Source organism: Thermopolyspora sp. NPDC052614, assembly GCF_040678635.1.
In the GTDB taxonomy this organism is placed as follows: domain Bacteria; phylum Actinomycetota; class Actinomycetes; order Streptosporangiales; family Streptosporangiaceae; genus Thermopolyspora.
The window spans coordinates 148,627-166,642 of sequence record NZ_JBFATZ010000003.1 but is presented as its reverse complement, the minus strand read 5'-3'; the positions used below and the strand labels follow the sequence as shown (position 1 = coordinate 166,642).

Genomic DNA, 18,016 nt, shown 5'->3' with positions numbered 1-18,016 from the left:
AGCGCCCGTGCGCGCATCGTGGGATGGATGCTGCTCGTCGCCGGTCTCGCCCTGTCGGTATCGATCTTCGCCACCTGGACCCTGCTATGGGTGCGGCTGAACGACCGGGTGAACGCCGAGCTGGCCAACGAGGCGGAGAAGCTGCGCAAATACACGGCCGAGGTGCAGTCGCGCGGCGGACGGGAACACGACGACGTGAGCCGCTTCCTCGCCGACTACCTCGCGCTCAACGCGCCCGACCGATGGGAGACGTTCTTCACCATCGTCGACGGCGCGGCCGACAAGATCACCGCGGTCGCGCCGCCGACCCGGCTCGACACCGACGAGGACCTGGTACGGCGGCTGGCGGCCGCGGACCGCCCCAGGACCGACTGGGGCGAGAGCGCCGAGGGGACGGTCAGGTACGCGGTCATCCCGGTAACCGTGGCCGGGGATCCGCGCCGGGGCCACCTGGTGGTGGCGGTCTTCTACGACCGGGAGCGCGAGGAGATCGTGGACGCCATCCGCGCGCTCGCCCTCACCGGCGCGGCGGCGCTCCTGCTGGCCGGAACGGCCGGGTGGCTGGTCGCGGGGCGCGTGCTCGCGCCGGTCCGGCTCGTACGGCAGGCCGCCGAACGCATCAGCGACTCCTCAGACCTCACCCGGCGACTGGACGTCGTCGGCGGCGACGACGTGGCCGCGCTCGCCAAGACGTTCAACCACATGCTCGACCGGCTGGAACGGGCCTTCGCCGTGCAGCGGCACTTCGTCGACGACGCCGGGCACGAGCTGCGCACCCCCATCACCGTGATCCGCGGCCACCTGGAGCTGATGGGGGACGACCCGGACGATCGCGCGCAGACCCTGGCACTCGTCACCGACGAGCTGGACCGGATGAACCGCATCGTCGACGACCTACTGACGCTGGCCAAGTCCGAGCAGCCCGGGTTCCTGTCGATCGAGGAGGTCGAGCTCGCCGACCTGACGGTCAGCGTCGTGGCGAAGGCGCGGGCCCTCGGCACGCGGCGATGGCGGGTCGAGGAGGTGGCGGAGGCGCGTGTGGCGGCCGACCGCCAGCGGCTCACCCAGGCGCTGATGCAACTCGTGGCGAACGCCGTACGCCACACCGGGGAGGACGACGTGATCGCGGTGGGCTCGGCCGTACGAGGGCGGGACGTCGAGCTGTGGGTGAGCGACAGCGGGCCGGGCGTGCGGCCCGCCGACCGGGAGCGCATTTTCGACCGGTTCGTGCGGGGCGGGCCGAGGTCCGGGTCGCAGGAGGGGGCCGGGCTGGGGCTGGCCATCGTCCGGTCGATCGCGCGGGCGCACGGCGGGGACGTGCGGGTGGGGGACGCCGCGACCGGCGGGGCGCGGTTCGTCATCACGATTCCGATGCTGGAGGTTGGGTGAATCGCATTCTCATCGCCGAGGACGAGGCACGGATCGCGTCGTTCGTCGAGAAGGGGTTGCGCGGCAACGGCTTCGTGACGGCCGTCGTCGGGGACGGGATCACGGCCTACGACTACGCCCGCAGCGGCGAGTTCGACCTGATGATCCTCGACATCGGGCTGCCACGCAGCGACGGGTTCACCGTGCTGCGGCGGCTCCGCGAGGCACGGGTGACCATTCCCGTCATCATTCTCACCGCGCGGGACGGCGTCGCCGACACCGTGGCCGGGCTGGAGGGCGGCGCCGACGACTATCTCGCCAAGCCGTTCGCCTTCGAGGAACTGCTCGCCCGGGTACGGCTGCGCATGCGCGGGGCGCACCTCCCCGAGGTGACCGTGCTGCGAGTGGCCGACCTGGCGCTGGATCTGCGCACCCGGCGGGCGTACGTGGGGGACCGGTCGGTCGACCTGTCCACGCGGGAGTTCGCCCTGGCCGAGGTCTTCTGCCGCCACCCCGACCAGGTGCTCACCCGCGAGCAACTGCTCAGCCTCGTCTGGGGCTTCGACTTCGACCCCGGGTCCAACGTGGTGGACGTATACGTCCGCTACCTGCGCCGCAAGATCGGCTCCGAGCGCATCGAAACCGTGCGGGGCGCCGGATACCGCCTGCGCGCCAAGTGAGAGACCTCTCATCTCGGGCTCACGCTCGCCCAACCGTACGCCGAAAACCTGAAGGCATCCGCGCGAAGGACGCGCGACGGCCTCCAGGAGAAGCACATGAGTCTGGCCCTGCGACGAATCCTGCTCACCCTCACGACCACCCTCGGCCTCAGCACCACGATCGCGGTCACCACCGCCCACAGCGCGAACGCCGCCTCCGCCCCCATCGCCACCTACATCACCGCCGATGACGACGACGATGACGATCGGGACGACGACGGGCGTATGCCGCATGGCGGGATCGACACCGGGGCCGGCGGAGCCGCCGGCCAGAGCGATGACGACGACGATGACCGGGACGACGACAGGCGCATGCCGCGCGGTGGCGTGCACACGGGGTCCGGCGGGGCCGCCGGTGGATTGGGCGACGGCGACGACGGCCGTGACGATGACCGCGATGACGACGGCCAGGACGACGACGGCCGGGATGACGGCGGCGACGACGATGGCCGCGACGATGACGGACGTCAGCCGCGTGGCGGCGTGGACACCGGGTCCGGCGGGGCCGCCGACGAATCAGGCGACGACGGCCGGGGCGACGACGGCCGGGGCGACGACGATGGCGGCGTTCCGCGCGGTGGTGTGGACGCCGGGCTGGGCGGAACCGCCGAAAACGGTGACGACGCTAAGTCGGACGGCGGTCTCGCGCCGGCCGCCGCGCTCGGCCTGAGCGGCGCCGCGGCGGCCGCGGTCGCCGGTGGCGGGCTCTGGCTGCGTCGTCGGCTCATGGCGGAAGACTGACATGGCGCCGCGCTTCACACGCCTCAGCGGGCGCGGGGGCCGTACCCTCGCGCTCGCCGCCGCCGCTGTCATGATGGGCGGCTGCGTCGGCGAGGTCGCCGCGTCCACCGGGAACATCCGAACGGGCGCGGAGACATCCGCCGCCGGAGCGTCCACGCGCGCCACCGCCGTAGCCGATGCCGCCAACCCGGTACGGCTTCGCGTCCCCGCCATAGGCGTCTCGGCACGGGTGATCCCGCTGAAGCTGGACCGGAACGGCCGCCTGATCCCGCCGAAGAGCTTCGCACGAGTCGGCTGGAACAAGGCCGGTCCGGAACCCGGCGAACGCGGAACGGCCGTCATCGCCGGACACGTCGACTCCACATCAGGACCGGCGGTCTTCTTCCGCCTCCGAAACCTGCGGAAAGGCGATCGAATCCACGTCGACCGCGCCGACGGCAGCACGGTGTCGTTCACCGTCTACCGCGTGGCCCGCTACCCGAAAAACAAGATCCCGGACAAGGAGGTCTACAAACCGGCGGCAGGAGCACAACTTCGCCTGATCACCTGCGGCGGCGACTTCGACCGCGCACACCGCAGCTACCGAGACAACATCGTGGTCTTCGCCCGCTGACCGTGCGCTGCCTGACCACACGGACCCGCCGGGCACCGCCGCTGTGAGCGCAGGCCGCCACCACGCACCTACGCGGTCGCCACCCGCAACCACAGAGGCGTCCAGCCCCGAGAGAAACCGCCAGAACCCAACTGAGAACGGATACCCGTGCCGCCGAGTCACCATAGACCGGCGGCACGGCCGACAGTTGACGAGCAGCCCCCTCGGCGCGCGAAGGGCCTGCGGGCGACCGCCGAGCGCGGCAGCCGACTCCGACTGGTCACCGCCCCCGACGGCCGGGTGCGTCACAGCAACATCGTTTCGCCGCCGACCCCCGTCACGCACAGAAGCGGTACGGCCTCACCGGTGGTACCCGCGCATCGACGATTCGGCCCGTCGAGTTTTAACCGATCGGCACCTGGTTGACAAGTTCCTCGCCGACCGCAGCACCCTCGCCGCCACATCGAGCCCGACCCCGGTCCAGTCGGGGTGAGTCCGTTGGGCTAGAACCGGTGCCGCAGCCTGGGGCCCGTGACTCATCCTCCCCGTCCGCCGATCTGGGCGGGATCGCCCGGAAGCCAGGTCCAGACCTCAACCGGGGTCTCGGAGACCGTTCCGGTCACACTGAACTCCCCGCCCTGGAGATCAGGCCATTCTCTCCACCGAGGGACGGATCGCAACACGTCGGCCCACGCGCTGATGAGCCGGAACCGATCGGTGTGATCACCGTCCCGCTTGCGGATGTGCCCCTCCAATTCGGCGTCTTCCCAGGCGGGTACGTACCACCAGGCCGCAGGCATGGCGGCCGAATCGGTCGACAGCAGTTCGGTCAGCGCCAGCGCCGTCAGCCGCTGCGAGCGGCGGATTTTCGTCGCGGCCGAATCTGGCTCAGAACCGACGACCGTCCGCCGCTCATCGCTCGTCTGGTCGGGCACGACGGCGAACGGTGCCCACACCTGTGCTTCGACCCCATTGAGCACCGCGTCCACAACCAGTCGCCCGCGAACGCCATCGCGGTAGGGCTCCCACCGCTCGATCGTGTCCAGCCTGGCGGCCCAGTCCCGCACCAGGTTCGCGCGTCGCGTGTCGTCACCCGCGCCACCGATTCGACCGCTCAGCGCGCCGGGCGCAGGGTCGCCGATGGTCCAGGACGCCACTGGCCCGCCGAGGGTCAGCAAGTTGATCAGTGCCGTCGCCGCCCGCGACTGCGCCAGGCGGACCGTTCCAGGCTTTGTTCTCTGCTCATGCGCTGCCGCGGTGACGCGATCAGTCATCATGGATGTGCTCCTTTGAGATAGGGAGTAGGGGCGGTCCCATGTCTTGGCGGGCGAGGGCCGCCCCGCCCTCCTTCCTTCTTGCGGCTTGAACCCGGGGGCTCGTTCAGCTCCTGGGCGTAATCCGTGCTTGCCGACAGTCGCCTCCTGTCGAAATCAAGAAGTGGCCCGGTCTCGGACGGCTTCGGTGTCCCGGTTGAGCCGGTTCAACGCGGCACAAGCGGGGGGAAACCGCTCAGTGCGGTGTGCGCCTACCAGGACACCTCGTACCGAGGCGATAGTCTTGGGACAATCCTTAGAGATGACAAGATGAGCTGTCAAGCATTGTCCCAAGACAATCGCTGGCGGAAGGGGCGTGCGATGGCTGTGCACTCGCGCTACTTGGACATCGCCCATCAAATCCGGGCACGCATTGAGGGCGGCGAGTGGGCGCCGGGATCCAAGCTTCCGCGCTTGGACGACTTTGCCAAGCAGTACGGGGCGAACCGGGACACAATCGGCCGGGCGATCGCAGTTCTGGAGTCTGAGGGGTTTGTCTGGGCGGTGCAGGGACGGGGAATCATCGTCCGCCACGGCCTGATGCGACTGCGCAGACCACGGGGAAACCTGGTGAAGCGGAACCTGGCGACAGGCAGCCCCGGATACTCCTTTCCCTCGGCAACCGGCCAGGAGGTGTGGAAACACCACATCCCTCCCGTCGCAGGCCCCGAACCGCTTACCGACCCTCGAATCGCTAAGTTGCTGGGTGTCCCGGTAGGCAGCGAAGTCATGCGCCGTTTCCGGGTGACCGGCCCGGAATCCGAGCCTCCGTTCCAGATCAACATCTCGTGGATCCACCCCCGGGCCGTAGCCGATGCCCCTGAAGTGGTTTCGCAGGCTCCGGGGCCAGGTGACTGGTTGTATCGAATTGAGAAGGCCGGGCATTGGCCCATCAGTTGGATGGAGATCCATCGGGCACGGATGCCCACGAAACGCGAGGCCGGTCTGCTGGAGATCCCCACCAGCCTGCCGGTACTGGAAATTGTGCGAGTCGGGACATCGGGGCGTGACGGCCAGCCGATCGAGGTGACCGAGTACATCGTGGCCGGCGACAGGGTCGAAACGGTGCATGTGCTCCACCGGGATGAGTCCGCACAAGACCCGTGGCCCGAGGACGTTGAAGGGCCCTCTGACAACTCGACCGGCAGGATTTAGGTGACGCCGTTATGAGTACCCTCGCCATTGACGTCGCTGCCCGAACAGATATCGGGCTGGTACGTAGGCGCAACGAGGATGCCTGCTACGCGGGTCGGCATCTTTTCGCGGTCGCCGACGGACTCGGAGGTCATGTGGCCGGTGACATCGCCAGCGCCACAGTGATCGAGGTCCTGCGATCTTTTGATCGCCCGACCGCCTCAACGGACATCACCTCCGTCCTGGGCCAGGCGGTATACGCTGCCAACGAGGCCTTGCGCCGCAGGATCGAAACCGAGCCCAAGCTGGCCGGCATGGGTACCACGTTGGTGGCGATGCTGTGGTCCGGTTCGGCCGTGGGTCTCGCCAACGTGGGCGACTGCCGTGCCTATCTGGTGCGCGGCAAGACCTCCCCGATGATTCAAATCACGGAGGATCATACCTACGGCAACCTCGTGGCCGACGCCGCCGACGTCCCCAACCTGCCCGGGCGTATCTCCCGGTTCCTTGACGGGAGAGCCGATGGCCGATCCCCCGACCTCACCATCCGGAGTATCCAAGCAGGGGATCGCTTCTTGTTGTGTTCGGATGGCCTGAGCGGTGTTGTTCCACACGAGGCCATCCAAAACGCCCTGATTCAAATCGAAGCGCCAGAAGAAGCCTGTAAGAGCATCGTTGACATGGCCGTCGGCCACGGAGGGCCCGATAACATCACCGTGGTCATCGTCGACGTACGGGAGCATCAGCCGAACTGACGAGGATGATGATTTCCTGAACGACGCAGACGGAGAAGAACGTGGTACGGCAGGCGGCACTGTCGGCACAGGTCACCCACGCCCATGCCGAGTCGGTGGCCGGCGCGATCGCCGTGGCCGTGGCGGCGGCCATGTGGACCACGGCGGCCGGCGGCGGCGTCGACACCACCTGCGCGATCGTCGTCGGCATCGTCGCCGCCTCGCCGACGACCGCCCGCCCGCCTGCGGACTGGGCGCGCGGCTGCGAACCTCTGCCCGTCTGGGCGGGCGCCCCGCCGCTGCACGACGGGGCGGTTGACTCTCACACCGTGTGAGGTCATAGACCGGAGAGGTCATGTTCAGTATTGGAGATTTCGCCCGTCTTGGTCGCGTGTCGGTGCGGATGTTGCGGCACTACGACACGCTTGGCCTGCTTCGGCCCGCCCGAGTTGATCCGTACACCGGCTACAGGTACTACGACGCGGGGCAACTGGCCCGGCTCAACCGGCTGATCGCGCTCAAGAACCTTGGTCTCAGCCTCGAACAGGTGGGGAGGGTGCTTGAGGAGAAGGTCGGCACGGAGGAGTTGTACGGCATGTTGCGGCTGCGGCGCGCGGAGCTGGAGGCCCAGGTTGCCGCCGACATGGCGCGACTGGCCGAGGTGGAGGCGAGACTCCGGATGATTGAGACGGAGGGCGTCATGTCGATCGACGTCGTGGTCAAGAGCGTGCCCGCGGTCCGGCTGGCCGAGGTGAGCGGGCTGGCGGAGAGCTACGAGACCGAGAAGATCAGTCGGGTGATTCAGCCGCTGTACGCGGAACTCACCCGGCGACTCCAGGACGCCGGGCTCTCGTTCACCGGCCCGGCCATCGCCTACTACGAGCAGGTCCCCGAGGGCGTACGCGTTCACGCTGGGGCGCAGGTGAACCTCGAACCCGGCGTCACCTACGACTTCGACGTGGTCGACCTGCCGGCGATCGAGCAGGCCGCCACCACCATTCACCGGGGCAGTATGGACAACGTGGGCGCCACGTACCAGAACCTCGCGAAGTGGATCCAGGAGAACGGGTATCGCGGCACCGAGTCCTCCCGCGAGGTCTATCTCGTCTACGGCGAGGGCGACCCGTCGGGCTGGGTGACCGAGATCCAAGAGGCCGTCACCCGGGACGCGTGACCGGTCACCCGCGCCTCCACAATGAGCCGCCAGAGCACATCCACGTCCCCTGGCCCGAACCGCGCGCCGACAACCTCGCGATGATCATTACATTGCCCGCTTTCGTCGCGGAACTGACCGCCCGCGGTTGAGGACGGGCGGAACCAGGCGGTCCTGGCAGCGCGCTCGGGCCACCGGGCTCGCATGACCGCCTGGCTCCGCCCGGTGCTCACTCACCAGCGGCTGCCAGGCACCGACTCCCTCCGACCGGTGGCTCCCGTCAACGGAGCTGGTCGCGCAGCCGTACGCACTCCCGGACGAATTGGCTGCGACGGCCGCTGCTCGCGAAGGCGGTCACGGCCGGGATCTCGCCGCGGGCCTGCACCCAGGTCGCCACGTCGGCGGCGAATGCCACCGCCTCGGTGTGGGTGGTGTTCGGCCGCTCGCCCTCGCCGGGGAGCAGGACCGGGAGCATGGTGCGCAGAACCTCCCAGACGTGTTCGTGTGCTCCCGCGTGGGCGGCCTCAGTGAGGGAGGCGAGCACCGGACGGATCTTGATCCAGGTCCGGCGGACCAGGAACGCGAGCTGGCGGCCGAGCGCCGCGACGGGCAGGTCGCCTCGGGCGGCCATCCGCAGCAGCAGCGGCACCCCGTCCGTGGGCCGATCGGCGAGGAAATAGGCGAGGATCAGCGCGGTCGCATCCACGACCGGCCCGTCGGCGTCGGCGAGGGCGGCGAGGTACGCCGGATAGACGCCCGGATGATGCCACGTGTAGAGCAGGTGGGGCAGGTAGTTGACGGCGATGACCTCGCGGTGCGACGGCAGGATCGCCGGCCACCAGTACATGACGTATCCGTGGTCGTCCAGGCGGTACGCCGGCGGCTCCCGCAGCAGCTCGTCGATGAGGTCGTGCCCGGTCGGCTCCGCGCGCAGCACCGGCCGCAGCCGGATCTGTTCGCCGTACTCCGGCTCGCGTTCTTCGAAGAGATACTCGGTCGCGCCCTCGATGTACGCCCACTTCACGCCCGTCTCCGGGTCGGCCATGCCGCCGCCGGCCAGCCAGGCGGCGGCCGATGCGGCGGCTCGCGAGCCTATCCGCGAGGCACGCTCGGCGGCTTCGGGATGGGTTCCGCGGGGGAGCCTCAGCAGCGCCTGCTGGAAGTCGGCGGGCAGCGGTTCGACGCCCGCGTTCGCGCACGTCTCCAACCGGTCGACCAGCACATCGGGGTCGAGATGGCCGGTCAGCAGCGTGGGCGTCGCCAGCAGGACGGGCGGCAGCGCGTCCTGTCGCAGCGCCACGTAGATCTCGCAGAGCCGGTGGAGCAGGAACATGTGCGGGGGAGAGACCTGCCGGGGCTGCGGCAACCGGTGTCGCCGCCGGAACTCCACGGCGGGGTCCGGCTCCTGCCGTTCACCGAAAAGCGGCGAGTTACCGCAGTAGGCGATGAAAACGCTGAAGCGTGGCTCGTCGGGGTCGGGCGGCGGCCCGGGCAGTCCGTCCCGCATCGCCGCCACCCGCTCGGCGGACACGCCGATCTCCGCGATCTGCCGGAAGATCTCCTCCCGGACAGGCTCCGGCAGATCGCCGAACGCCCGCGCGGGCTCCTTCTCCGCTTCCTCGCCGTCTCCCGCATCCGTGGAGGCCTGGCCGGGTTCGAGTGTGTCGTCCGGATCTTCGGCGGGCTCGTCGTCGGGTAGGGCCGCGACGTGGACCTGGAAGCTCGATCCCTCCCAGGGGTCCACCGGCTCGGGGTCGGGTACGCCGGGGTCGGTTCCGGGCGAGATGACCTCTTTGGCGAGCGCGGCGATCCAGTAGTGGGTGTCGAGCCAGCGCTCGGAACCGTAAAGGTGGGGATGAGACGTTTCGAAGACCGGAATCAGGCTCTGCCGCAGGGCCGCACGGTCGCGTCCCGCCTGCTCGACGAAGGCGGCCAGCCACTGCTCGGACTGCACCCAGCCGTGCAGGTACCGGTCGTTCATCTGCACCGTGGGCGGGGGAAACGGGCCGGGCGCGGAGCGGGCGGGCAGCGCGGAGGGCACGAACGGCTCCGGCGCGACCTGCGGCGACGCATCGCCGCCGAACACCGCGGCCACCTGCGCGCCGAGCTCCGGGCGTAGCTGGGGGACGGCCTCGGCGATCGGGTCCGCGGCCGGCGCGAAGGCGGCGGCGTGCTTGACCGCGAGCCGTACCGCGTGCTCCTGCACGTCGGCGGAGTCGTGCGCGAACGCCGTGACGAGCGCGGGCACGAGGTCGGCGGCGTGCTCGGGTGAACGCCGCACCCGCTCGTCCAGCAGGCTCAGGCCCGCGCGTACCAGCTTGGCCTCGGCGCGGAAGGTCAGCGCGTCGATCGCCTCCGCCGCGTCGGCGGGGTCGGGGAAGCCGGTACGGCGCACCTGGGCGAGCGCGAGTTCGGCGACCTTGCCGGGGGAGGAGGCCAGCAGCCGCAGATAGTCGCGTGTCCGCTTCGCCGCCTCCTGCGGCGTGGGGTCGATCAGGGTGTGCAACCGTACGAAGAAGCGCAGGTCGGTGGCGTCGCCTCCGCGCAGGAACCGGCGCACGCACCCGTCGAGCACCTCCTCGCGTGACATCCGTCCGTCGGCGATCCATCGCCCGATGAGGGCGAGCCGCCGGGAGGGGGAGGGCGTCAGCCGTTCCTCCCGCAGCGCCCGGCCCGCCCCCTCAGCCTCGAAGATCCGCGGCAGCAGGGCGTCCGCCAGCGGGTCGTCGTTCACCGGGTCGGCGGACAGCCAGGCGACCACGAGGGGGTCATGCTCCGGCGGCTCCGCGCCGGTGGCCCGCAGCATCGCCAGCGCCAAGGGGACGACGCGGTCCTCGGCACGCCGGATCCTGCCGCAGAGCCGTCTCGCCACGTCGGCCTGCCAGTCGGCCGGGCGGGCGGTCAGCACGCGGACCAGTTCGTGCAGATGCCGCCACCACGTCCCCCGTGGATTGAACTCGCGGCGGGTCAGCCAGGCGGCGGCCTGCGCCGGGCCGGAGGTCGTGCCTCCGCCCGCGATCTGCAGCAACTCCGCGTACCTTTCGATCGCGTCGCGCACCGACCAGCGGACATTCGCCCGGACCAGCCAGTCGTCCGCACCTGCGGCGTCGCCGCCCGGCATCTCCTTGCGGGCCTTTTGCGTAGCGGTCTCTCGTATCTCGTTGAGGAGGTCCGGCATCCGCCTGCCCACCTCGGCCCGCTCGTCGTCGCTCAACCCGATCACTCGATCGGCGAGCGCCTCGACGTTGCGCTTGGTGATGAGGTCACGCACCTCCTGCCACGCCTTCACGCCCGCACCTCCGCGACCGCGCCGCCCACCGAGCCGCCCACCGAGCCGTCCGCATTCGCGCCGACACGCATCGCCGGGGTTGCGCCTGACCCGTGGCCCGTCCTGCCGTTGGAGGGCGGGGGTCCCGGATGGCCGTTCACATGGGGGGAAAGGGGGGCGTAGCCGTACGCCCGCATCTCGTGAGTCATGCCGGGGAGAGTAGAGATCATCACCGACAGAATCATCCTTTCCGAACCGGCCGCGAGGGGGCCGACCGCTCAGTTCCGCGGGATCCGCAGGCCCCTTTCCTTGGCCGGTCGTGTCCGCGGTGCTCGGGACCTGCCGTAGACGTCGGATCGTGGCGCAGTCGCCGCCGGTCTACACTCGCGGAATGTCTTTGATGCGAGGAAGGTTGAAGGGCGCATGAAGAAGATTGGGTTCCTGAGCTTCGGGCACTGGTCGGACTCGCCGTACTCGAAGGCACGCAGCGCGTCCGACACCTTGCTGCAGTCGATCGAGCTGGCGGTGGCCGCCGAGGAACTCGGCGCCGACGGCGCCTACTTCCGCGTCCATCACTTCGCCCGTCAGCTCGCCAGCCCGTTCCCGTTGCTCGCGGCCGTTGGCGCGCGGACGAGCCGGATCGAGATCGGCACGGGCGTCATCGACATGCGGTACGAGAACCCGTTCTGCACTTCATGCAATAGGTAGGCTGCCTACTAGTCCGCCGCCCTCCCGCCATCGACAGGCCCCTGACCTGTCAGTTCACTCCGCGCCCACCTGTTGCCGAATGCACCCGCCTTTCCCGATCTTGACTATCAGGCGATTCGGCGATGATTTTCTCTACAGGGTCAAGGGCTCGCTGCGCTCGCCACGGGCGGGGCCGCCGCGCCTCCGCTCCCGGGCCAGGCGGGCTTGCGCGCGGCCCTGGGGGGCCGTGCTCGCCCGCCGCCCGCCGCTCCCAAGCGGCCCCGCCCGCGTATGCGACGAAACTTGAATAGATCATTGGGGCCGAGCCTTCCATCACCTCACCGCCGATCACCACGGGCGCGACGGTTGGACACGCGGCGATCTCAGGGAGAGCCAAGGGGGGCACCGACACGTCAGTCGTCGCCCGCCCTCCCTGCCGGAGAAACTGCAGAGGCGGCAGCTTCTAGATGATTTCCTTCGCCTCATAAATGGGGTGCGCCCCGGCTTCCTGCCCGGAACTCAGCGTATATGGAAAGTACACGTAGGCGTGAGCGCCGTTGTAGAAAACTACATCTATTCCGTACCTGTGCGCTTTCCCCTGGAAGTTCCTCACGCCCTGAATCTCTGAATTTCCGCTGTTGTTGATCCTTGCCGTCAGCCACACCTCGAACTTCTTCACGTTCACACGGTTGTTTTCGACGCCGAACGCGGGCTCTGGGACCAGAGCGAGAGCCTCCCCGCTCTTTATGATCTCCGGATTATCGAGGCTGTCACCCCCGGGCGGCGAGGTGCGTACGACCTGCAAATAAATGCGTGCTCCTGTCAGGAACGACACCTGAAGGCCATTCGGAAGGGAATCGTAGCCAACTTCGCCAAAGGTCATGACATCCTTGATCGCAAGGTTACCGCTACCCGCCAGAAGATCGCGTAGGTAGCGCTCAAAGCGTGCCGCTCGCATCGTTCCCCATCGTGCTCTGATAGACGCCAGGTACCGGGGAGAGTCTAGGTGCTTCCCAGGTGGCAGTGTGCACACTCCGCGGAGACGGGCGATCGGGCATCACACCCGACCGCCCGTTACCTCACCCTAGTCCGGGTTCGCACTCTTGCCCGAGCCGTCGCACGTGCCGGCCGCGCCCGGCGCGCGATGACTCGGCACGGTGTCACCCGCATTGATCTGGATGAACCGAGTGTTGCACTCGGGACATTTACCAGCCATCGAATTCCACTCCTTTCTATTGTCTAGTAGGCGGTCGCGCAGAGAATAGGACAGGATAGCCCGCCCGACAAGTACTTCTCGCCATGAATCCGCAAGTGAATGCAGAGGTCAGAAATATCCGACTTCGTGGCGTGTCAAACTCTATACCTGATGTGTGGGGACCTTTTTATTCTCCGCCTTGCGATTCCCGCATGACACAAGACCCCCGTCCGGACCGCAGGTCGAGGGTCTTGTAATCACTTTGCTCCCATGTCGCCGATCAGATCATCGATCTCCTCTCGCTGGGCATCAGGGATGGAACGGACGCGGTCGGCGGGCCTCCGCCCCACGGCGCTCATATCCCGCCGTGAGTACCTCACCGGCCGCGCCCGCGTCTTGAAAGTGTCCGGCCCCACAACGCCGGGAGTACGGGAGTGTGGGGCGCAATGCAGGGCCGGACACCGGACGCGACGACACGGGAATCCCCGCCAGTTCACCGCACTCTCCTTCCTGTCGGAGGAACCACGCGCCGCCGCGCCCAGCTCTTAGGGAATAGCCCCAAGGCCGATGCCGCCGCTCCAACTTGGCGAGCCAGGCGTCCAGTCAGTCAGCCCGTTCTCACTCCCCGGCAGGGGCGAGCAGATGCCGGAGGATCGGCAAGCAGGGGATCACTTTCCTCCCGTCGCCGCCCAGGGCATCTCCGCCTCCTGCATCGCCGCCCACAGCCTCTCAGGGGTGGGTGCATCGACAACGAGCGCCCGCTCCACCGGCCACGCCGCGAACGCGAAGTACAGACGGCTCCACACCCCGTAGATGATCGACCAGTTCGGCGCGCTGTGGTCCAGATGGGTCGCCCACGCGCGCTCACGCTCATCCCACAAGCGCGGCCGTACCGACTGGTACGGACTTCCGGCGCGGTGCCGCCCTTGACCTGCCACGATCACCGCCTCCAGGCCAGGCGGGCGAGAATCGCCAGCAGCGTGACCGGCCATCCCGCCGACCACATCACCACCGTGACCCCCAGCACCACGCGGCGATCGAACCGGTTCTCGGCCGACACCGCATCCAGCACCGCCGAGAACACACGCGGACGCGTGATCGCGATGGCCGACAGGACCGCCAGCATGCCCAGCGCGCCGCCCACGTACACGCTGGTCCCCGGGTATTCGCCCGCCACGTCGGCCACGGCGACGGCCGCCCGATACAGGAGCCCGGAGGCACCCGGGCCGATGGCTTCGGCGCTCATGCACCGCACCGGCCCCACCTACTTCCCCGCAAGGACGCGACCCGCGCCACACGGCGACGGGGCGGGCGGCAACCCCTCGTCCCGCCACCGCCGGGGCAGGATGGCCCGCTGAATCCGGTGCCAGATGTCCTCGATCTCCTCCGACGAACCGCGCACCACGATCACCGCGTTGCCCTTACCGTCGGTACGCCGGATGCCCCACGCCTCCTGATGGAGGTGCCGCACCAGCTCACGCACGACCCCGCCGGAGCAGAAACCCGCCAGATGCCGCCAACACCCGTCATCGGGCACCGGCTCCCACACGAACGCGCCCAGTGCCGCTCCGGCACCGAGAGGTCTACCATCTGCTGTCATGGGTCGGGAACCTCGCTTCCTGATCCAAGGGACCCGTACGGCGCTGAGATCGCCTGCGGGTCCCGCTTTTTTCCCGGGGTGTTTTCCCGTGATGCCATGATGGGGATAAGCCAAAGAACAGGGAACGCTTTCCTTTGGCCAATGGTCGTCCAATTGTCCAAAAGGCGGGGAGAAAATGCGCAGGCCGTCCAAATCGTCCAAGCCCGTCACTCCTGACGACTTCCCAGCTCACATGACCGGTTCCGCGCTCAGATGGTGGCGGCAGTTCCGAGGCATGACCCTTGAAGCCGCCGCACAGGCCCTACATCGCGATCTATCCCAACTGGCCAGATGGGAGCGCGCCGAACGCCCGATACCCGAAGACGTTATTGGCGAACTTGATCACTTATATGACGCGGGCGGTCGACTTGTGACCCTTCCTGTCGTCCTCAACCAGAATGACCGAATTAGGAGTACCGTGGAGCCGCAAGCAGTCACTCAAGACGAGGACGAAGACATGGAACGCCGAGCACTCATGCAGATGATCGCAACCATGGGAGTCGGAAGCGCCGTAAACCCTGACGTCCTAAATCGTATATTCGCCCAGGCCGATAAAACCCTTGGCCATGCCTTCCCAAGCACCGACGAATGGGAATGGACGGTATACGAGCGATGGCTGGACTGGACTGCCAACCGGCCGGGAGCGGCGATCCCCTCGTTGGCATCCGATCTGCTAAGGGTGACCGGGGCACTCAACCATGCCGAATCCGGCGTAACCCGCAGCGGCCTGACCGGTATCGCCGCCCAACTCGCCGCCCTGATGGGTTGCGATCTCAACGACGTCGGCCAGCGTCAAAGCGCGGAACAGGCGTTCGCCACCGCACGCCGCTTCGCCGATGCCTCCGCAGACCGAGCCCTAGCCGCGTGGGTACGCGGCCTAGAGGCATCCAGCGGCCTGTTCAGCGGACGCCCCCTTCCCATCGTTCGCCGCCTTACCAAGGATGCACTTGAGCTCGCAGGCAACAAGCCATCTCCCGGAGCGGCCACAGCTCAGAGCATGCGCGCGATAGCAAACGCGACCGACGACAACAAGAGGGACGCCCAGGATGCGCTCAAGAAAATGACCGCCATCTGGGAACAGTCCTCCACGCTGAACAGCCCCGTTGGCCCGTCTAACTGGATGGGAGCCAGCAACCGGCTATGGGTAAAGGGCTACGTGCACGCCCTCATAGGAGAGCATGATCACGCGCGAAGGGCGATCGACGAAGCAGAAGTCATCTACGCGCGATCATCACAAAAAGGTGCGGCCGCAAACCTCAAGTTCGTCCGTGCGTTCGCCCTCGTGACGAAGCGGGACACCGAGGGAATCCGCCTCGCCGTCGAAGCGGGCAACGAGATGTCCCTCAGCGCCGTGCGACGGACGATCGGCAGCCAGATCATTGACGCCCTTCCCCCGCAGGAGCAAAAGTCAGAGGCCACACAGGAGTTGCGCTCCCTCATTGCCACCGCAGCCACCGTGCCCCCGCCATCCGTCGTCTGATCGTGTGACGAGGTGCAAGGCGCATCGAGTTGTGGTTCTCGCCGTACCCCGCCCCCGCTGCCCGATGATGCGCGGCACCCGGAACCTGTCAATCCCGGCTCTGCGGGCAGGACAACCAGCGCGCGAGGAAGGTGCCGGGCAATGGAACACGCGAAGCCGGGATTGACAGAACCCGGGCGGCAGTCGCGCCAGGGGCAGCCATCGGGGACGGGGGGAAGTGGCGCAGGAGCCATCCGCGTAACACCCTGCCACTTCCAGGCCCGCCGCATTCGGCGCGACGCCGACCAGGCCCCACCCCGACGAGACGACCGTATCCTCCCTTCTTAGGGATCATGGCTCTCGGTTGTCTGGTCCTTCTCTCGCGCGATCTTGCGGGCGGTGGCGATCCGTTGCCGGGCGATCTGTGCCCACATGTGTTCGCCCTCACGGTGGCCGCTCCCGACGTAGCGCCACGTGCCCAGGGTGACCGTGTCCTGCCCGGGAGGGTCGGGCAGGCCCATGCGTTGCCGCGCTTGCTCGGCCCGATGGTCGGCACGTGCCTGCCGCAGGGTGCCCAGCGTGGTGGAGTAGCGGCGGCTCTTGGTCGAGAAATGCCCCCGGTAGCCCAGCATGTGAGCCCACCGCTGCAGGCCGATCTTGGAATAGTTCGGCGAGCCGTCCAGGGCGAAGCAGGCGTAGATCATTCGCCGGGCATGCTCGGTGACCTTGAGCCGGGCGATCTCCCCGGCGTGCCGGATCGGGTGATCCACCGTGCCGGAGGCTTCGGCCCCCTTGGTGGCGTACTTGGCCACGTAGGAGGCCACACGCTCATCTGAGACCTCTTCCAGACCCGCCGCCACATACAGCGGCTCGATGTCGAGTTGACGGCCCCAAACCAGTTCCAGAGGCGGACCGCCGGGGACCGGGGATCGGACCCGAACCGACACGGTGTCGGCGGCCTGCCGTATGGAATGCTCCAGCAATTCCACCGTGGCCCAGCCCGGGGGGACATCGGCGGGACCTTTCGGGCCGTCCAGGCGGATCACGGCATGGAAGTGGACCAGGCCCCGAGCTTGATATTCGGCGACCTTGGCATAGGAGACGCGCAGCCGCCGGCGAAGCTCCGCGCGGGAGATGCCCAGCGTCCGGGCGAGTACTGCCGGGAGCGCCTGAGTGAAGCGCCGCCACAGCTCACCCGCATGCGCGTTCCACAACACGGCCCCGATGTAGTCGTAGCAGTCCACGCAGAGCGGTTGCCCGATCTGCGGATCATCTTCCGCGTGTCGCTTGCCGCAGCTTTTCGGCCGCCCGTGCCGACACGCGGGGTTGTCGCGCCGAGGCCGACAGGGCATCGCCGTTCCTTCCTTCTCACGACGGGCGTGCACCGCCCCGAAGGACGGCGCGGTGAAGGTGGCGAACACACGTGGATGGGCTGACACGTCCTCGGGAACGCCCTTCCCGCCGCGCAGGCCGGACAGGATCAAGTGATAGGTGTCGTCCCGGTAGGTGGCCGCACACGACGGGCAGACCGACGCGCGCCGGTTGCCGCACGCGGTGAGCAGGTAGCCGGTTGGTTCATCGGCCGTGCGGTAGACGTCAACGATCTCGCCCGTGCCGGTGTCCACGGTCAGGCGTTCCCCGTGGAGCCGGATCGGATGAGCGCAGCCGCCGGTTGCGTAGACCATCTGTTGCCACCGGGCGAAGTCGGGCATGGTCGCGCGCTGGACGGCTGCGATCAGATCCGGAGGAAGGTCGGGATGCCCTGTCATGCGGCATCCCTGCCGTCCTGGTCGGCGGACCGGGCAGCGTGGGGGATATCGGCGAGCTGAGCGCCGAAGATGGCAGCGACATCGCTCCACTTGTCCTTCTGCCATCGAGGGGACTTGGCGGCCTGACGCTTGCCCCACTCCCGAGCAAGCGCCGCGTAGGACGCAGGGTCCGTGATGACTCCTTTCCTCGCAGGGTGCCGCCGTCCCACGGCGGAGGGCAGCCAAGCCGCCCTCACCAGGTACCC

General features: G+C 68.2%; 17 protein-coding genes and 1 pseudogene. 10 read left to right on the top strand and 8 right to left on the bottom strand.

What is annotated here, in order from left to right; translation table 11 throughout:
* The first annotated feature begins 27 nt into the window (after positions 1 to 27).
* From AB0K60_RS07385 to AB0K60_RS07370, 4 genes are all read left to right on the top strand, one after another.
* A complete protein-coding gene (locus AB0K60_RS07385; RefSeq protein ID WP_364049629.1) occupies positions 28 to 1,389 on the top strand; it encodes a HAMP domain-containing sensor histidine kinase in 1,362 nt (453 codons plus the stop codon).
* The gene (locus tag AB0K60_RS07380) at positions 1,386 to 2,048 is read left to right on the top strand and encodes a response regulator transcription factor (RefSeq protein ID WP_364049627.1); all 663 of its coding nucleotides are present in this window, start codon (positions 1,386 to 1,388) and stop codon (positions 2,046 to 2,048) included. The genes AB0K60_RS07385 and AB0K60_RS07380 overlap by 4 nt, the downstream gene beginning before the upstream one ends.
* Before the next feature lie 96 nt (positions 2,049 to 2,144).
* Positions 2,145 to 2,828, top strand: a complete 684-nt coding sequence (locus AB0K60_RS07375) for a hypothetical protein (RefSeq protein WP_364049625.1) — start codon at positions 2,145 to 2,147, stop codon at positions 2,826 to 2,828.
* Between the two features lies 1 nt (position 2,829).
* A complete protein-coding gene (locus AB0K60_RS07370; RefSeq protein ID WP_364049623.1) occupies positions 2,830 to 3,441 on the top strand; it encodes a class F sortase in 612 nt (203 codons plus the stop codon).
* Positions 3,442 to 3,956: 515 nt separating this feature from the next.
* Here AB0K60_RS07370 and AB0K60_RS07365 read toward each other — a convergent pair.
* Positions 3,957 to 4,697, bottom strand: coding sequence for a hypothetical protein (locus AB0K60_RS07365; RefSeq protein ID WP_364049621.1), 741 nt, complete (start codon positions 4,695 to 4,697; stop codon positions 3,957 to 3,959).
* A 357-nt stretch (positions 4,698 to 5,054) separates the two neighbouring features.
* Between AB0K60_RS07365 and AB0K60_RS07360 the strand changes: the two genes are divergently transcribed.
* The 4 genes from AB0K60_RS07360 to AB0K60_RS07345 are packed head-to-tail and all read left to right on the top strand — an operon-like array spanning position 5,055 to position 7,775.
* Positions 5,055 to 5,888 (top strand): GntR family transcriptional regulator, encoded by an 834-nt coding sequence (locus tag AB0K60_RS07360; protein WP_364049619.1) that lies wholly within the window; start codon positions 5,055 to 5,057, stop codon positions 5,886 to 5,888.
* A gap of 11 nt (positions 5,889 to 5,899) precedes the next feature.
* Positions 5,900 to 6,622 carry a protein phosphatase 2C domain-containing protein gene (locus AB0K60_RS07355; protein ID WP_364049617.1) on the top strand — a complete coding sequence of 241 codons (723 nt, stop codon included), beginning with the start codon at positions 5,900 to 5,902 and terminating at the stop codon, positions 6,620 to 6,622.
* A 41-nt stretch (positions 6,623 to 6,663) separates the two neighbouring features.
* On the top strand, positions 6,664 to 6,936 hold the full coding sequence (locus tag AB0K60_RS07350) for a hypothetical protein (protein WP_364049615.1): 273 nt from the start codon (positions 6,664 to 6,666) through the stop codon (positions 6,934 to 6,936).
* A 20-nt stretch (positions 6,937 to 6,956) separates the two neighbouring features.
* Positions 6,957 to 7,775, top strand: coding sequence for a MerR family transcriptional regulator (locus AB0K60_RS07345; RefSeq protein ID WP_364049613.1), 819 nt, complete (start codon positions 6,957 to 6,959; stop codon positions 7,773 to 7,775).
* 259 nt (positions 7,776 to 8,034) lie between these two features.
* Here AB0K60_RS07345 and AB0K60_RS07340 read toward each other — a convergent pair whose 3' ends face one another.
* Together AB0K60_RS07340 and AB0K60_RS07335 are read right to left on the bottom strand one after the other, a co-directional pair.
* Entirely contained in the window at positions 8,035 to 11,043 is a 3,009-nt protein-coding gene (locus AB0K60_RS07340) for a DUF6493 family protein (protein WP_364049611.1), read from the bottom strand.
* Positions 11,040 to 11,231 (bottom strand): hypothetical protein, encoded by a 192-nt coding sequence (locus tag AB0K60_RS07335; protein ID WP_364049609.1) that lies wholly within the window; start codon positions 11,229 to 11,231, stop codon positions 11,040 to 11,042. The genes AB0K60_RS07340 and AB0K60_RS07335 overlap by 4 nt, the downstream gene beginning before the upstream one ends.
* A gap of 214 nt (positions 11,232 to 11,445) precedes the next feature.
* Between AB0K60_RS07335 and AB0K60_RS07330 the strand changes: the two are divergent.
* Positions 11,446 to 11,706 (top strand): annotated as a pseudogene (locus tag AB0K60_RS07330) (LLM class flavin-dependent oxidoreductase); the annotation flags it as partial.
* Positions 11,707 to 12,172: 466 nt separating this feature from the next.
* Here the strand turns inward: AB0K60_RS07330 and AB0K60_RS07325 are convergent.
* From AB0K60_RS07325 to AB0K60_RS07310, 4 genes are all read right to left on the bottom strand, one after another.
* A complete protein-coding gene (locus tag AB0K60_RS07325; protein WP_364049607.1) occupies positions 12,173 to 12,667 on the bottom strand; it encodes a hypothetical protein in 495 nt (164 codons plus the stop codon).
* 905 nt (positions 12,668 to 13,572) lie between these two features.
* Positions 13,573 to 13,848, bottom strand: coding sequence for a hypothetical protein (locus AB0K60_RS07320; RefSeq protein ID WP_364049605.1), 276 nt, complete (start codon positions 13,846 to 13,848; stop codon positions 13,573 to 13,575).
* On the bottom strand, positions 13,845 to 14,150 hold the full coding sequence (locus AB0K60_RS07315; protein ID WP_364049603.1) for a hypothetical protein: 306 nt from the start codon (positions 14,148 to 14,150) through the stop codon (positions 13,845 to 13,847). The genes AB0K60_RS07320 and AB0K60_RS07315 overlap by 4 nt, the downstream gene beginning before the upstream one ends.
* 18 nt (positions 14,151 to 14,168) lie before the next feature.
* On the bottom strand, positions 14,169 to 14,504 hold the full coding sequence (locus AB0K60_RS07310; protein WP_364049601.1) for a hypothetical protein: 336 nt from the start codon (positions 14,502 to 14,504) through the stop codon (positions 14,169 to 14,171).
* A gap of 175 nt (positions 14,505 to 14,679) precedes the next feature.
* On the opposite strand from AB0K60_RS07310, the gene AB0K60_RS07305 reads away from it, so the two are divergent.
* A complete protein-coding gene (locus tag AB0K60_RS07305) occupies positions 14,680 to 16,023 on the top strand; it encodes a helix-turn-helix transcriptional regulator (RefSeq protein WP_364049599.1) in 1,344 nt (447 codons plus the stop codon).
* A 323-nt stretch (positions 16,024 to 16,346) separates the two neighbouring features.
* Here AB0K60_RS07305 and AB0K60_RS07300 read toward each other — a convergent pair whose 3' ends face one another.
* Complete coding sequence (locus AB0K60_RS07300; RefSeq protein WP_364049597.1) at positions 16,347 to 17,714, bottom strand: replication initiator; 1,368 nt, start codon at positions 17,712 to 17,714, stop codon at positions 16,347 to 16,349.
* Positions 17,715 to 18,016 lie beyond the last annotated feature (302 nt).

Excerpts from the sequence above, each read along its gene's own strand:
- AB0K60_RS07385 (WP_364049629.1), top strand. The coding sequence starts at position 28 with ATGCTGCTCGTCGCCGGTCTCGCCCTGTCGGTATCGATCTTCGCCACC.
- AB0K60_RS07375 (WP_364049625.1), top strand. The coding sequence starts at position 2,145 with ATGAGTCTGGCCCTGCGACGAATCCTGCTCACCCTCACGACCACCCTC.
- AB0K60_RS07370 (WP_364049623.1), top strand. The coding sequence starts at position 2,830 with ATGGCGCCGCGCTTCACACGCCTCAGCGGGCGCGGGGGCCGTACCCTC.
- AB0K60_RS07365 (WP_364049621.1), bottom strand. The coding sequence starts at position 4,697 with ATGATGACTGATCGCGTCACCGCGGCAGCGCATGAGCAGAGAACAAAG.
- AB0K60_RS07360 (WP_364049619.1), top strand. The coding sequence starts at position 5,055 with ATGGCTGTGCACTCGCGCTACTTGGACATCGCCCATCAAATCCGGGCA.
- AB0K60_RS07355 (WP_364049617.1), top strand. The coding sequence starts at position 5,900 with ATGAGTACCCTCGCCATTGACGTCGCTGCCCGAACAGATATCGGGCTG.
- AB0K60_RS07345 (WP_364049613.1), top strand. The coding sequence starts at position 6,957 with ATGTTCAGTATTGGAGATTTCGCCCGTCTTGGTCGCGTGTCGGTGCGG.
- AB0K60_RS07335 (WP_364049609.1), bottom strand. The coding sequence starts at position 11,231 with ATGACTCACGAGATGCGGGCGTACGGCTACGCCCCCCTTTCCCCCCAT.
- AB0K60_RS07325 (WP_364049607.1), bottom strand. The coding sequence starts at position 12,667 with ATGCGAGCGGCACGCTTTGAGCGCTACCTACGCGATCTTCTGGCGGGT.
- AB0K60_RS07315 (WP_364049603.1), bottom strand. The coding sequence starts at position 14,150 with ATGAGCGCCGAAGCCATCGGCCCGGGTGCCTCCGGGCTCCTGTATCGG.
- AB0K60_RS07310 (WP_364049601.1), bottom strand. The coding sequence starts at position 14,504 with ATGACAGCAGATGGTAGACCTCTCGGTGCCGGAGCGGCACTGGGCGCG.
- AB0K60_RS07305 (WP_364049599.1), top strand. The coding sequence starts at position 14,680 with ATGCGCAGGCCGTCCAAATCGTCCAAGCCCGTCACTCCTGACGACTTC.
- AB0K60_RS07300 (WP_364049597.1), bottom strand. The coding sequence starts at position 17,714 with ATGCCCGACTTCGCCCGGTGGCAACAGATGGTCTACGCAACCGGCGGC.